Annotated in this window: 17 protein-coding genes; 10 read left to right on the top strand and 7 right to left on the bottom strand. The window is 35.1% G+C overall.

Annotated elements, in window-relative coordinates; genetic code table 11:
• Nucleotides 1-33: 33 nt before the first annotated feature.
• The 5 genes from ACJJVN_RS14795 to ACJJVN_RS14775 form a co-directional block, all read right to left on the bottom strand.
• Nucleotides 34-852, bottom strand: a complete 819-nt coding sequence (locus tag ACJJVN_RS14795; RefSeq protein WP_405369810.1) for a hypothetical protein — start codon at nucleotides 850-852, stop codon at nucleotides 34-36.
• Between the two features lie 83 nt (nucleotides 853-935).
• Nucleotides 936-3,233 (bottom strand): M1 family metallopeptidase, encoded by a 2,298-nt coding sequence (locus ACJJVN_RS14790; protein ID WP_104514609.1) that lies wholly within the window; start codon nucleotides 3,231-3,233, stop codon nucleotides 936-938.
• Nucleotides 3,234-3,295: 62 nt separating this feature from the next.
• Complete coding sequence (locus ACJJVN_RS14785; RefSeq protein ID WP_405379105.1) at nucleotides 3,296-3,865, bottom strand: DUF6702 family protein; 570 nt, start codon at nucleotides 3,863-3,865, stop codon at nucleotides 3,296-3,298.
• Nucleotides 3,866-3,941: 76 nt separating this feature from the next.
• A complete protein-coding gene (locus tag ACJJVN_RS14780) occupies nucleotides 3,942-4,493 on the bottom strand; it encodes a hypothetical protein (RefSeq protein WP_104514607.1) in 552 nt (183 codons plus the stop codon).
• A complete protein-coding gene (locus ACJJVN_RS14775; RefSeq protein ID WP_405379103.1) occupies nucleotides 4,483-5,361 on the bottom strand; it encodes a carboxypeptidase-like regulatory domain-containing protein in 879 nt (292 codons plus the stop codon). Before ACJJVN_RS14775 ends, ACJJVN_RS14780 begins: the two co-directional genes overlap by 11 nt.
• A gap of 118 nt (nucleotides 5,362-5,479) precedes the next feature.
• Here ACJJVN_RS14775 and pepE point away from each other — a divergent pair, with 118 nt between their 5' ends.
• From pepE to ACJJVN_RS14730, 9 genes are read left to right on the top strand one after another with little or no spacing between them, the layout of a single operon-like run.
• Nucleotides 5,480-6,196: a dipeptidase PepE gene (gene pepE, locus ACJJVN_RS14770; protein WP_405379100.1), complete on the top strand. Its 717-nt coding sequence runs from the start codon at nucleotides 5,480-5,482 to the stop codon at nucleotides 6,194-6,196.
• Between the two features lie 24 nt (nucleotides 6,197-6,220).
• Nucleotides 6,221-6,502 carry a GNAT family N-acetyltransferase gene (locus tag ACJJVN_RS14765; RefSeq protein ID WP_348114676.1) on the top strand — a complete coding sequence of 94 codons (282 nt, stop codon included), beginning with the start codon at nucleotides 6,221-6,223 and terminating at the stop codon, nucleotides 6,500-6,502.
• Nucleotides 6,499-7,041, top strand: coding sequence for a GNAT family N-acetyltransferase (locus tag ACJJVN_RS14760; RefSeq protein WP_104514603.1), 543 nt, complete (start codon nucleotides 6,499-6,501; stop codon nucleotides 7,039-7,041). Before ACJJVN_RS14765 ends, ACJJVN_RS14760 begins: the two co-directional genes overlap by 4 nt.
• Nucleotides 7,042-7,047: 6 nt before the next feature.
• Nucleotides 7,048-7,503 (top strand): GNAT family N-acetyltransferase, encoded by a 456-nt coding sequence (locus tag ACJJVN_RS14755; RefSeq protein WP_104514602.1) that lies wholly within the window; start codon nucleotides 7,048-7,050, stop codon nucleotides 7,501-7,503.
• Nucleotides 7,500-8,189 (top strand): M15 family metallopeptidase, encoded by a 690-nt coding sequence (locus ACJJVN_RS14750; RefSeq protein ID WP_405379097.1) that lies wholly within the window; start codon nucleotides 7,500-7,502, stop codon nucleotides 8,187-8,189. Before ACJJVN_RS14755 ends, ACJJVN_RS14750 begins: the two co-directional genes overlap by 4 nt.
• Nucleotides 8,190-8,223: 34 nt before the next feature.
• The gene (locus tag ACJJVN_RS14745) at nucleotides 8,224-8,994 is read left to right on the top strand and encodes a M48 family metalloprotease (RefSeq protein WP_405379094.1); all 771 of its coding nucleotides are present in this window, start codon (nucleotides 8,224-8,226) and stop codon (nucleotides 8,992-8,994) included.
• Nucleotides 8,995-9,003: 9 nt separating this feature from the next.
• On the top strand, nucleotides 9,004-9,825 hold the full coding sequence (locus ACJJVN_RS14740) for a DUF4241 domain-containing protein (RefSeq protein WP_405379092.1): 822 nt from the start codon (nucleotides 9,004-9,006) through the stop codon (nucleotides 9,823-9,825).
• A gap of 11 nt (nucleotides 9,826-9,836) precedes the next feature.
• On the top strand, nucleotides 9,837-10,487 hold the full coding sequence (locus tag ACJJVN_RS14735; protein WP_104514598.1) for a hypothetical protein: 651 nt from the start codon (nucleotides 9,837-9,839) through the stop codon (nucleotides 10,485-10,487).
• A 15-nt stretch (nucleotides 10,488-10,502) separates the two neighbouring features.
• Nucleotides 10,503-10,913, top strand: coding sequence for a hypothetical protein (locus tag ACJJVN_RS14730; RefSeq protein WP_405379089.1), 411 nt, complete (start codon nucleotides 10,503-10,505; stop codon nucleotides 10,911-10,913).
• 76 nt (nucleotides 10,914-10,989) lie between these two features.
• Here ACJJVN_RS14730 and ACJJVN_RS14725 read toward each other — a convergent pair whose 3' ends face one another.
• Both ACJJVN_RS14725 and ACJJVN_RS14720 read right to left on the bottom strand, forming a co-directional pair.
• Nucleotides 10,990-11,928 carry a mevalonate kinase gene (locus tag ACJJVN_RS14725; protein ID WP_104514596.1) on the bottom strand — a complete coding sequence of 313 codons (939 nt, stop codon included), beginning with the start codon at nucleotides 11,926-11,928 and terminating at the stop codon, nucleotides 10,990-10,992.
• 9 nt (nucleotides 11,929-11,937) lie between these two features.
• Nucleotides 11,938-12,993 (bottom strand): diphosphomevalonate/mevalonate 3,5-bisphosphate decarboxylase family protein, encoded by a 1,056-nt coding sequence (locus ACJJVN_RS14720; protein ID WP_405379086.1) that lies wholly within the window; start codon nucleotides 12,991-12,993, stop codon nucleotides 11,938-11,940.
• 172 nt (nucleotides 12,994-13,165) lie between these two features.
• Here ACJJVN_RS14720 and ACJJVN_RS14715 point away from each other — a divergent pair, with 172 nt between their 5' ends.
• On the top strand, nucleotides 13,166-14,419 hold the full coding sequence (locus tag ACJJVN_RS14715) for an ABC transporter permease (RefSeq protein WP_405379084.1): 1,254 nt from the start codon (nucleotides 13,166-13,168) through the stop codon (nucleotides 14,417-14,419).
• Nucleotides 14,420-14,520 lie beyond the last annotated feature (101 nt).

The raw sequence follows: 14,520 nt of genomic DNA, 5'->3' as shown, positions 1-14,520 counted from the left end.
ATACGATAGGACTATTTTGAATTACGTTAAGAATTATAGATAATTAAATATCTCAAATGTTGTTGTACTTACTCCTGATTCTGTTTTTACAACTTCTCGAGAGCTAGGAAACTGATCTTCACGCAACGTATAAATAAAAGAGAAAGAGTTTTCTAAAGTAAAACCACTGGATGCTGCGATAAAATTTTCTCTAGTAATAGGCACATATCTAGTGTAGGGTACAAAATCTGGAAAAATAAGTAACCTTAAGACATCATTCATGTCTCTAAAAGGGTTGTTACTAAACTCGTATGTAAGCTCACTATACGCATCTACAGTAAAGCCATTAGCAGCAAGACTATTAATACGATCTACATTAAAATTTGCATTATAAGAGTACCTTAAATCTTCTGTTTGAGTAGAAATACCAGAAACGTCTGTAACCGTGGTGAGAACCCTATTAATTCTGTTTTGGGTATCGGTAAATAACTGCATCTCTACATCATCTCCATTAGAATCTGTAAAGTTTATAAAAACAAAATCTTCATCATAAGTGAAGTTATAAAGTAAGGTAGTTGCATCTACTTTAGTAATAGTCTCTAATCTATTATTAGAAGTATACTCGATATTATAAGTAATATTTGTGGTACCGGTAAACAATATTTGACTAATCAATGCATCGTTATTATAAACGATGTCTATGTTATCTGTCACATTATTAAATGTCCCTTGTGCTATTTGTATAGAACTTAATTCCATAAGGTTTGCAATAGGATCTACTATTTCATCCACATCACCTTGCTGGTCTAGTGATGGATCATCACAAGAAATAATTAATAAAGCACAAATAGTTACTAGCTGGAATAATTTCATACCGTAAAGATATTTGTTATTAAACACAAAAAAACCAGATTCATTGTGAATCTGGTTTTTAAAGTTATTATAAGAAGAAATTCTTATTTCTTCATTTGGTCAAACTTGCTTACTTCAGCAGCAGCTGGCCATGTATTGTTAGATGTATCAACATCTGCAGTTTCTAGTTTAGGATCTATTACTATTTTAACGATTTCCTTAGTACTAGCTTTACTTAAACCTACTTCTTTATCATTAAGTCTCCAGATTTCTGCTGGGTGCGTTACTGTTTCAGAAGTACCGTCTGCATAAGTATACTCAATAATGATAGGCATTACTAGACCACCTGGCTTTACTACTTTAATTTCATAGAAAAACTTAGGAGATTTCATAGCTGCTCTTTCACTAGCTGTAAAGTTATCCATTAAGTAAGATTTTAATTCACCTACTACCTCAGAAGGCTCTTGACCTTTAAGAGATTCATTATAATCTTCACTACCTTCTTTTACCATGTAAACCATTTGTGGAATTCTGCTATCATCAATGTTCCTTTGCTTCTGTAAATCTTTCATAGCTTGGTTTTTCTCACTAGAAACATAATACTTATCTACAGATTCAATACCCATATCGTTAAATTGAGTTGTGTAGAACCATCCTCTCCAGAACCAGTCTAGATCCATTGCACTTGCATCTTCCATAGTACGGAAGAAATCTTCTGGCGTTGGGTGCTTAAACATCCATCTTTGAGAATACGTACGGAAAGAATAATCAAACAACTCACGTCCCATTACTGTTTCTCTCAAAATATTAAGTGCAGTACCTGGCTTACCATATGCGTTAGAACCGAACTGGTATGTATTTAAACCTTTACTCATAATAGGAGCAATGTATCGTTGATCACCAGCCATGTAAGGAACAATTTTAGCTGCTGGTCCACGTCTAGATGGATAAGCGTCTAATCCTTCTATAGAAGCTGGGTAATTCTCTCCCATGTCCTGCTCTGCAACGTACTGTACAAAAGTGTTTAAACCTTCGTCCATCCATGTCCACTGACGCTCATCAGAGTTTACGATCATAGGGAAATAGTTGTGACCTACTTCATGAATAATTACTGATATCATACCGAATTTTACACGGTCAGAATAGTTACCATCTGCATCAGGACGTCCATAATTCCAACAGATCATTGGGTATTCCATACCTTGATTCTTTGCATGTACAGAGATTGCTTTGTGGTAAGGGTAGTCAAAAGTCATTCTAGAATAAGACTTTAAAGTCTGTGCAACAGCCTTAGTAGACCATTGTTCCCATAAAGGATTACCTTCTGGTGGGTAGATAGAAACAGCCATGATATCCTTTCCTCCTACTTTTACTGCCATAGCATCTGCTACATAACGACGAGAAGAAGTCCATCCGAAATCACGAACATAATCTGCTTTAAGTTTCCATGTCTTAGTAGATTTAGAACCTGGCATCATAGCAAGCTTTTCAGCTTCTTGTTGCGTTCTAATAACTACTGGGTTTTCAAAAGATTTTTGTGCTTGTTCATAACGTGCAAGTTCAGTCTTAGAATAAACATCTTTACGGTTAGTTAATTTACCAGTTCCGTCTAGCCAGTGGTCAGCAGGTACTGTAATGTTTACTTCAAAAGTACCGAAAGGTAATGCAAACTCATCACGACCATAGAACTGGCTGTTTTGCCATCCTTCTACGTCATTATAAACTGCCATTCTTGGATAGAACTGAGCAATTACATAAGCTCTATGTCCGTCAGGAAATTGCTCATAACCACTACGGCCACGACCTTCTACGTGATTATTAATATTATAATCCCATTCTATATCAAATTCAAACTCTTTACCAGTTTTTAATTTTGATGGTAATTCAACACGCATCATAGTGTTGTTGATCATATACTTTAATGGGTTACCGCTTTTATCAAGAACCTTTAAAATATTGAATCCACCATCAAATGGCTCAGAAAGATACTCACCTGCAAATCCACTAGGTTGCATGAACGGTTGTACACCACCACCTTCTATTAGAGGAGTTTTAGAATCTTTTGCACGCATGTTTTGATCTAACTGTACCCATAGATAATCCAACACATCTGGAGAATTGTTAGTATACGTGATCGTTTCATAACCATAAATATGGTGATTCTCGTCATCTAATCTTATATCCATCTCGTAGTCAGCACGTTGCTGATAATACTGTGGTCCTGGAGCACCACTTGCACTACGGTATTGATTAGGAGTTGAAAATTCCTGATACAACTGTCGGAATTTGTTGATGTTAGCATGTTCTTCAGCCTTAGGCTCTTCTTTTGCTTCTTTCTCTTGTGCAAAAGAACCATAAGAAACAAGCATCATGCTGATAAACAATAGTTTAATAGCTTTCATGTGTTTGATTTAAATTAAGGTTTGCTAAATTAACAATTAAGAATAATTTAAAAAGGATTTAACTAAAACTTCACAGTATCAGTACCCTTATTTTTATCCATTAAAAGCGTGCGACGTTCTCCATTGATTTTTAAATGAACCAGATTCTTCTGTTCTTCAAACAATTCTAGAAAGGCATTAAACTTCATAGATACCTCTTTAGGCTCTTTTAAAGTAGGTATTTCTATGTAAAGCGCTATTTGATCTCCTTCATACTCGGCTCCTAAAAAGTTAATTTTTGAAACTTGATCGTTGATTTTAACCTCTAGCTTTTTATCTAGATAACTTTTAATTAATGGATATAAATCTTGTATAGTAGCATCGTCACCCAGTACTACCGGTGTTTCTATTCTTGAATTCAACACATCTTCTAAATCATCTATAAAAAATCTAGTAATCATTTGTAGACTTTTTGCGCTCTCGCTATAAGTTACATTGGACACTGAAATATAGTATTTGTGTAGATCGTTGTTGTTCTCGCTTTCGCGAAAGCGAGATATCTCTACTTCTTTTTCACTCGTACTATCTAATGAGAAAGAAGAAATACTTAAACTCAATACTGATAATAACAATACAATTTTGAAATTTTTCATGCGCTATTTTTTATTGCGATAGAAATCTAACTAGATTCATGCCACAATCAAATGTTCTAGGGATTACTTCAAATGTTTAATTAAGAGGCGTTACTTCACCTAGATAAATACCATGAAAACGATCCCCATTTGCATCTATACCATCTATCTCTAGCGCATAACCTGTACGGAAAGGTGAAACACCTACAAAACCAGAAACTAGCTCTACACCTACATTTGTTCTCATAGAAGCATCATAATCTGTAAAATAAGTAATTACAGCATCTGCCACCTCTTCTGTATCACCTATTGCATAAGTTCCTGACTGAAATTCTTGTTCTCTATTACCGTATAAATCTAGAGTAATAAGAAAACCTGTGCCGTCTAGCTGTCCATTATCTACAGTAATATTATCATCAACGATAAAGGTTCTTGTGTTAAAAACACCTGCCGTGGTGGTCTCAAGAACCTCACGATTAAATGCATCAAAAACATCAGTTGAATTTAAAGAGTCTAGTCCGTAACAAAATGTGTTAACGGTAATTGATGGTCCGGTAGGCAGGTCGTCATCACTATCACAAGAAGTAGTGGTTATTAAAAATAGAGCTGCGATACCATAAAAGGCATTTCTTAATAGATTATTTTTCATTGCTTTTTTCTTTTACAGAAGGTGAGAATCCTTCTTTTTTTTCAGGGTAATTTTTCTTTTCTTTAAACAAAGTTACTTGATTTGAAAGGAATTGTAATAGATCTAATTCTCTTTCTGGCTCAAACATAGACTCATTAAGACCTTTATCCTTTGCAAAGTGCATAAATTCGTACAAATCTTTTTGTGGGATTTCTAGATAATTCAACAGATACTCTGTGCTGTATTTATTTTTCAAGACGTAAACATCAAATTCCTTTTCCGCTGTCTCTGGTGCAGAGCCTGTGTTTAAATTAAGTCCATCTAGAGTACCTAAGATAGCCATGGATGCCAGTCCTCCTATTATATTTATCATGTTAAATCGTGGTTGACTTTGTTTAAAAGCTTCGTTGCGTATAGCGTATTCTTCTGGTTGCTTAATTCGGTCAGAAAAAGTATTTTCTATACGATCTACTGCTCTAGTCTTTTGATTATAATCACTTACTTCATTTATTTTAGGATCTACATAAGGAGTTCTTTTTACATCTATTCTCATTAAACCATCGTCTAACACTACCTCATCTAGCTGGTTTACACCTTCATTTAATGAAATGGTTACTTTTTTATTCTCCATAACCTTTGCAGTAATGATCAAAGAAAAAGACTCAAACTGCAATGCTTTAAAAGATATTTTATCTCCTTTTCTAGCATGTAAGAAAAAACCACCTTCTTTGTTACTTATGGTCCCCTCGAGCGATGCCTGATTAAAAACAGCTACACCTTCCAGTGGTTCATTAGTAACGCTATTAATAACACCTTGTATCTGTACACGTTCTTTTTGGGCGGTAGCAACACCACACGCAAGAATTAGAAGAAGTAATATATTTTTCATCTGGTAGGTTTATTATTGACTTAAAATAATGTCAAAAAAGATTAATACTAACAAAGAACGTACAATTAACCCTATCATTGCTAGAGTTTAACGATGTTTAACCTAGCAAACGCAATCTATGAGAAACATGATTATCGCAAGCACATCTACCATACACGGTAGTAGTTATCTTGCTTATTTACTACCAGATATACTCAAAGCCTTCAAAATAAACGATATAAAAAACCTTCTTTTTATACCATATGCCAGACCAGGCGGTATTTCTTACGACTCGTATACAGACAAAGTAAGAGAAGCTTTTAAAGACACCGGTGTTACTGTAAAAGGTATTCATGAATATGAAAACACACAGGATGCTATTAAAAATGCACAAGCTATTTTTACTGGTGGCGGCAATACTTTTGTGTTAGTAAAAACACTGCACGACCTTAATCTTATGGAAACATTACGCAAGCAAATTTATGCAGGCACATTTTACATAGGTACCAGTGCTGGCAGTAATATTTGTGGTTTAAATATGAGAAACACTAACGACATGCCTATAGTGATGCCAGCCAGTTTTAAAACAACAGGTGCCATAGGTTATAATATTAACGCACATTATCTAGATCCTGACACAGACTCTACACACATGGGAGAAACTAGAGAAGAACGTATCAAGGAGTTTCATTTTTACAATAACCTACCAGTTGTAGGACTAAGAGAAGGCAGTTATATAAGAGTAACTGATAAAGAAGAGTTGTTATGTGGTCCACACACCGCAAGAGTATTTACTAAAGACAATGAGGCTATAGAAGTAAACAGTGGTTATGATTTTGCCCAACTTTCAAATTGATTTAATTTTATATTTAAAATAATAATGACAACAATACAACATAACGAAAACGATTCAAGAGGCATTTTTTATCTAAAAGAAGACGACAAAACTATAGGAGAATTAACTTATTCTCTACAAGATAATGTAATGACCATAGACCATACCGAAGTAGAGCCTGCGCATGAAGGCAATGGACTAGGCACAAAATTAATCACAGAGAGTTATGAATTTGCCAAAGAAAAAGGGCGCAAAATAAATCCATTATGTCCCTTTGCTGAAGTTCTATTTGACCAGAATGAGAGCTGGAGCGATGTAAGAATATGATTCTAAAACTAGAAACAGAACGATTATACCTACGTCCTTTTAAAAAGGAAGACGCAACATTTCTTTATGAACTTAACAGTGATGAAGAAGTGATGCGTTACACAGGTGATTTTGCCTTTGAAGATATAGAAGCCGCAAAAAAATTTGCCATGGACTATGTATCAAATCCGCAGGGGCAATTTGCTTTATTTAAAATGGGTAGAATGGCAGTTATAAGAAAAGAAGATAATGCATTTTTAGGTTGGTCTGGATTAAAGAAAAATGAAAAAGAAGGATATGTAGACATAGGCTACCGATTTATGAAAAAATATTGGGGAAAAGGCTATGCTACAGAGTCCGGTCTAGAAGTATTAAGGCATGCTTTTCAAGATCATAAAATAGAATATCTCGTTGCTCACGTGCATGAATTAAATTATGGCTCACAAATAGTGGCTCAAAAATTAGGAATGCAGCTCAATCATCGATTTCTTTGGGACGATAGAGAACCTGCTAGATTTTACAAAATTACTGCTAGCAATTATTTTAAAACGTTCAAGTAATTACAAATGATAGAAATATTACCAGTTACTGCAAGAGAAACCTTTCCTGTCAGACAGCCTGTACTTAGAAAAGGAAGACCCATAGAAGACTGTCACTTTTCTGGAGATGATCTGGGCACTACTTTTCATCTAGGTGCTTTTGAAAAAGATAAGATTATAGGCGTAGCCACCTTCCTCATGAATAAGGATGTACATCTAGAAGATATAAAAGATATCAAGTTACACCATTGCTATCAATTAAGAGGTATGGCAGTTCTAGAAGTCGCACAAGGAAAAGGGATAGGTAAGAAAATATTAAAACATGCAGAGCAAATCCTTAAAGAACGCCACATAGAAGTTTTATGGTTTAACGCTAGAGTAAACGCAACGGCTTTTTATGAAAAGATGAATTATCAAATAGTCAGTGAAATATTTGACATTCCTGGTGTAGGAGAACATTATAAAATGATAAAAAAATTATGATACGACTATTATGTTGCATCTTATTGTTAGCAACCGCAACTACTTCTCAAATAGACCAAAAAAAATTAACAGGCCAGTCCCCTAATCCTAAAAACCTTCTAGAAAAAGAAACTCAAACTGCCTTTAATTTAATGCAAGCTGCTGCTGCAAAAGATGGCATTAACCTCACTGTTGTTTCTGGTTATAGAAGTTTTACGAGACAGACACAAATCTGGAATCGCAAGTATAAAAAACATGCAGCACAAGGTCTGGAACCAGACGCTATTTTTGACAAAATCGTAGAATACAGTACTGTTCCAGGTACATCTAGACATCACTGGGGTACCGACATGGACCTAATAGACGCTAACGCAACATATAGTGGTAGTGTTTTAGTACCGTCTAAATTTCATGGAACCGGTCCTTTTTGCAAACTTAAAGACTGGATGGAAAAACACAGCTCTGAGTATGACTTTGAACTGGTTTACACCATGAATGATAACCGCACAGGTTTTAAATATGAGCCGTGGCATTATAGTTATGTTCCGCTTTCGCGAAAGCGATACAACGACTATCTAACTACCATAGATTTAGTCTCTTTTTTAAGATCAGAGAACATCATGGGAATGGATAAGATAAGTGAAGAACGCATTAATCGTTATCTAGAAGAACACATTAAAGGTGTAAACCCTAAATTAAAAGACTGATTTAAGTAAATTAGTAGCTATTAAATCAACCATAATGAAACGCGGAGGAGGAAAAATCAGACTTTTTATAGGGCTTGCGATAGTGGCATTTGCCGTTATAAAATATTGCGGCAGCGCAGAGACTAATGAACATACCGGAGAAAAACAATACATAGATCTTACCGTAAATGAAGAAATTGCTTTGGGACTGCAAGCGGCACCTAGCATGATACAACAACACGGCGGTCTTTATCAAAATCAAGAATATCAAAATATAGTAGATGCTGTAGGGCAAAAACTAGTACAGAGTAGTATAGGAAAAAGCACCGATTATCGATATGAATTTCACCTACTGGCAGACGAACGTACGATTAACGCATTTGCTTTACCTGGTGGCCAGTGTTTTATCACCTATGCACTTTATAGTCAGCTAGAAAACGTAGACCAACTTGCTGGAGTGTTGGGACATGAGATAGGTCATGTAGTTGCAAAACACAGCGCCGCTAGAATGAGCCAGCAAGGCCTAGCACAAGGTGTTATTACAGGTGTAAGTGTAGGAACTGAAGGCGGTGGCCAGGCGGCAGAAGCTATAGCACAAATGATTACTATGAAATATGGTCGTGATGACGAGTTGCAGAGCGATCAATTAGGAGTACAAATGATGCTAGACGCAGGTTTTGATCCTTATGAAATGATAGGCGTTATGGAAATTCTTAAAGCAGCAGGCGGTCCTAATCGTACACCAGAATTTCAAAGTACACACCCTGATCCTGAAAACAGAATTGAACGCATTAAGGAGGCGATTGAATATTATAAGAAGAGTTAATGTGTTATTATGTATAAAATCCTTTTACTTCTTTTGTTTGTCTTTTGTACATCTTGTAAAAAAGACAATGAAAAAAATTTTAAATCAACTTCAATTGATTCAAAATTAAAGACAAACAACAAAATACAATCAATAAAAAACTCAACTGAGAATGATACTAAATTAAAACCTAAGACTCAGGCATATTCTTTAATTGATTATAATATATTTTTTGATAATAGTTTTGTTGACAAAACTCCTATTGAAATAGTTGAGATTGGAAACTTAAACCTACCTACTGGCAAAATAGTGGCGTGTGATGGGTTGATCTCTTCGAACTCTTCACCATTTATCAAAACAGTGAAACCAGGAAGATACCCTGTTAAAATCTATGTTGCAAAGACAAAACAGTCAGGGGATCGAAATGCTATAGTACAAATCAAATTCAGTCATAAAAAAGCAATAAAATGGGTTATGGCCTTGACCGAAAATGAGAACATTAACGAGTTTAAAGACAAATATGATTATTTTGGATTCCCTGTTGATTCTGGACTAGGCGGCTTATTTGATTACCAAATTTGGCAAGAATATCAAGTGTTTGAATCTGATTTTTATAGAATTAATCCAAACAAAAATTTATATGACGATATTTTAGATAAAGAGTTCAAAAAAGAAGCAAACAAGAACAATTGGATAAATTTTTATATTCCTAATTCTAAATCAAACATAACTATGTATAGTTCTGGTTACGGTGATGGCACTTATCCCTCCTTTTGGGGAATTGATGAGAAAGGAGAAATAGTGTCTCTAGTCATAGACTTTCTTGTGTTACTTACTCCTGAATACAAATAAACCACCACCTTATGAATATCATGTTAGAAAGCAATATAAAAATACTTTGGAACAATGCTGGGAAGTGGCAATTTGAGCCCTATCACTATAATCCAGATCGTTACATTAATCCAGAGGCAAATCTATTTGTACACAATACATTTAGAACTCTAGATTTTATTTATGAAAAAGAGGCTCTAATATTAGAATTTCCTGATGGTCGTGTGGTAGATATACTAGAAGAATTCATTTCTAGTCATGGTAAAAATCTAATAATAAGAGATGGAACTATAAACCAATATGAAGGTACTCGAGACATCATTACTTTTTATGATGAGATGGGATCCATGTTCCGTAAAGATTTGAGAAAATCGTGGCATAAGTCTAACGTAGGTCGCAATACAGCTGCTTCTATTCTAGCACATGAGTTTATACATGCTTACCACGAGCAATTTGAATATGAGGCATACCGGGCTAGAAAGAATAAGAAATATCCTTTATGGAAGACTAAATTTCCTCACTTCCCTAATGATGAAGAAGTACTAGTTACTACAAATTTAGGTAATCAGGCAATTAGAAAAATAGGTGATGATGAGCGCACGCATTATAAACGCAATTACTATCCTACAATAAGTCCTATAACACTAGAACCTGCCATTCCAGATGGTGATGTCATTGTTTAAAAACCGTTGTTATTTATGAATGAAGAAATTTATATATCAGACTCCTTTGGAGATTTTAATGTTGTCGTAGAAGGAGATGAGCATAGTTTATGGGCCTACGTTTTTGAAAATGTAAACGAAGAATATCAAATTCTCTGTGACGGTTTTATATGCTCTCGCGGCCTTATTGTACAAAGTAATGAAGATGTAAAGACCTACATTGAAAAAGGCTCTCAACCACCTTTAATGGAAGAGTACGCATCTACAGTTGCTGTTCAAGAAAATCTATCGCCTACTGATATTAATATTTCTATAAACATGGTAGAAATAATTGTAGAGGTTAAAAATATCCCATTCTTAAAAATAGATTTTGAACACTTAAAGCCATATTCCAAAGCGGTTTCTAAAGATGGCCCTTATGGATTTGCATGGAGAGAAGAGATTTAATGTAAAATCTTAAAATGCTTTTAAACAAAAAACGCTCAACTTTTCAGTTGAGCGTTTTTTTATATATCGTTATTTCTTAAAAAGAATAAACAACTTCTAATTTATAATCTTCAAGTGTTTTTTCTGCTTTTTCTAAGTCTTCTGTAAATCCTAAGATGTAGCCTCCACCACCAGAACCGCAAAGTTTCAAGTAATAATCACCAGTATCCAGACCTTGTTTCCATAAGTCATGAAATTGTGCAGGAATCATAGGTTTAAAATTATCTAATACTACGTGAGATAGTTTTTTTACATTCCCAAAAAGCCCTTTTACATCACCACTTAAGAAATCTTCAACACACATATCTGTGTATTTAACAAACTTATCTTTTAACATAGAACGGAAACCTTCTTGTTTCATATTCTCCATAAAGATGTTAACCATAGGCGCCGTCTCACCTACTATTCCAGAGTCTAAAAGAAAAACAGCACCTTTACCTGTCGCAAGTTGCGATGGTATCCCAGCTGGTTCTATATCTTCTTTAGAATTGATAAGAATAGGTAAACTTAAATAAGAATTTAATGGATCTAGTCCAGAACTCTTTCCATGAAAGAAACTTTCTATCTGACCGAAAACACCTTTTAAAGTCAATAACTTCTCTCTAGTCAGGTTTTCTAAAACTGTAATCTTATCTATAGCATACTTATCATAAACAGCAGCTACTAGCGCACCACTACTTCCTACTCCATACCCTTGTGGTATGCTAGAATCAAAGTACATTCCTGCATTCACATCATTCATAAAACTAGCGATATCAAACTTAGGAAAGCTTTGATCAGTTTCTTGAAGCGATTCAATATGTGTCGCTAGACGTTCTAGATTCTTATTAGATTGAGCAGCCGTATCGGTTAATGCGTCACTTATTTTTAACGCTCCCTTATAAAAGTTATAAGGAATCGAGAGACCTTTTGAGTCTTTAATAATGCCGTATTCTCCAAAGAGTAAAATCTTAGAATAAAATAAAGGTCCTTTCATATGACTAAGTTAGCACTTTTTTGCTCCTGTGCCTATCTGATCACAAATATAATGAGAGTTTTGGCAATATTTAGTCAATTTGTTGTTAATCAACCCATCGACAGCAGTTTTATGCTCGCTAGGATATAACATATGTACGTTTGCGCCTGCATCTAGAGTAAAACACACTGGTATTTGCGTCTCTTTTCTAAAAGCCCAAATCTCTTCGATAATCGACAACGTATTAGGTTTCATGAGTATAAAATAAGGATGAGAAGTCATCATCATCGCATGTAAAGTAAGCGCTTCACTTTCTGTTATTTTAATAAAAGCAGCTAGATCGCCATCTTTTAACGCCTTTTTTAATATCGTTAAATTACTTTGTGCTTGCTCAAATCTTGCACTAGCATAAGCATGATCATTCATCAAATCATGACCTACTGTAGAACTTACCACCTTCTCACCTTTGTCTACTAACAATATAGTGTCCTGAAAATCTTGAAAAACAGGATGTAATAAGTCACTCTTATCAATTCCATAAAGATTAGAACTACCGTCTGTATCTACATGCTCGCCCCATAAAACAGCAGCTCCTTTCAGGCTGCGACAGGCACTACCAGAACCTAGACGCGATAAAAAAGACATTTTATGATAATCTAAAGATGTACCAGTAAGCTCACTTTCAAAATCCATTACACAAGCACTCAACGCGGCCATACTACTCGCACTACTCGCTATCCCAGAACTGTGCGGGAATGTATTATGTGTGTCTATCTCAAAATGATAGCTGGTAATCCATGGACAATAGCTAGAAATACGTTCAAAATACGCTTTGATTTTAGGAGCAAACTCTGGCTTTTCTACACCATCATAACTTATACTAAAACCGTGTGTTCCCTTACTAGCTTTAACACTAGTAATGGTGCGACATGCATCGAGAGTAAAACTTATAGAAGGGTTTGCCGGTAGTTGTACACCATGCTTTCCCCAGTATTTAACTAGTGCAATATTAGAAGGTGCTTGCCATTTTGTAGTAAGCGACTCCTTTAATTCTACTTGATCTGTAAGTTTAAAATTCTCTTCCAATTGTCGATAGTATTTAAGATGCAAAGATAAGTTACCTAGTGCGTTTAGAAGTTATTTGTGGTTCCGCTTTCGCGAAAGCGGAATTAATTCCAACAATTTTGTAACAAATTAGGTTCTTTTTTGTCCAATGAGAAAGCGTATTTTTAACCAGCTTAAAATTTAAAGTCAATCCATGCTCATTTATCTAAGAGTTTTAAAAGAAAGTTTCTTTTTTGCCATGAATGCATTGCGCACCAATTTGCTGCGTACTTTTCTCTCGCTTCTAGGTGTGACTATAGGGATATTTTCTATCATAGGTGTTCTCGCAGCTATAGATTCTCTAGAAAATGAAATCACTGACGGCCTAAGTTCCCTTGATATTTCTACTATTTATGTTTTAAATAGATCCTTCGGCCCTACAGAACTGGAGCGTTATGAATATGAAAAATTTCCTAATGTGTCTTATGATGAGTACCAGATGCTACAACGTAGTATGGATGACATAGACGCGATTACTTACACGGTTTTTGCCTCTCCAGAAAACATTAAATATGAAGACAAAACTGCTACCGGTGTAAACATCACTCCAGGTACGGAGTCTTTTTACGACATAGAAAACCTTAAATTAAAGGAAGGGCGTTTCTTTAATGGAGCCGAATCAAATAGTGGTAGTCCTGTGGCTGTAATAGGCAGTGAGGTCGCCGCTAGCCTATTCGGTGATAGCGACCCTATCGGTAAACGTGTTAGGTTATATGGAAATAAATTTACAATAATAGGTGTATTAGAAAAAGAAGGTCAGGGAATTATGGGACCTTCTAAAGATGGTAGTGCTTTTGTACCGGTTAATTTTGTACGTAAAATTTATGGTGACAATAATAAAAACAGAACTGCTGCTCTTATTTTAAAACCTAAAAAAGGAGTCGACCAAGATGAATTTATCGCAACCTTTGAACAGCAACTACGTTCTTACAGAGGTTTAAAACCAGATGAAATTACTAATTTCTTTATCAACCCTTTAAAAGGCTTTGCAGATTTAATAGACCAGGTTACAAGTGTATTAACTTTTATAGGAGTCATTATAGCAGGTTTTTCTATGCTAGTAGGTGGTTTTGGTATTGCAAACATCATGTTTGTAAGTGTTAAAGAACGAACGAATTTAATAGGTATTCAAAAATCTCTGGGTGCCAAAAGACGTTTTATCCTTTCTCAATTCTTATTTGAATCTATTATTCTAGCACTTTTTGGAGGTCTCTTTGGACTACTATTTGTATGGCTGGGTACGCTACTAGCAAATTCCATGGCAGATGATTTTACCTTTGTACTCTCTTCTTATAACGTACTTTTAGGTACTAGTGTAAGTGCTGGCATAGGCCTAGTGGCAGGTATTATCCCTGCGTTTATAGCTGCAAGACTAGATCCTGTAGAGGCTATAAGAACAGGAATGTAGATTCTAGGCCTTTACTATTATACAAAAGGAGAATAGGTTTTTACCACATTCATTACCTATTCATATGCTCGTTAAATCGCATGAGAATCACGTGTTAAAAA

The sequence above is a fragment of the Nonlabens sp. Asnod3-A02 genome (assembly GCF_045063755.1).
Classification (GTDB): Bacteria; Bacteroidota; Bacteroidia; order Flavobacteriales; family Flavobacteriaceae; genus Nonlabens; species Nonlabens xylanidelens.
This window is presented reverse-complemented; position numbering and strand designations above follow the sequence as displayed.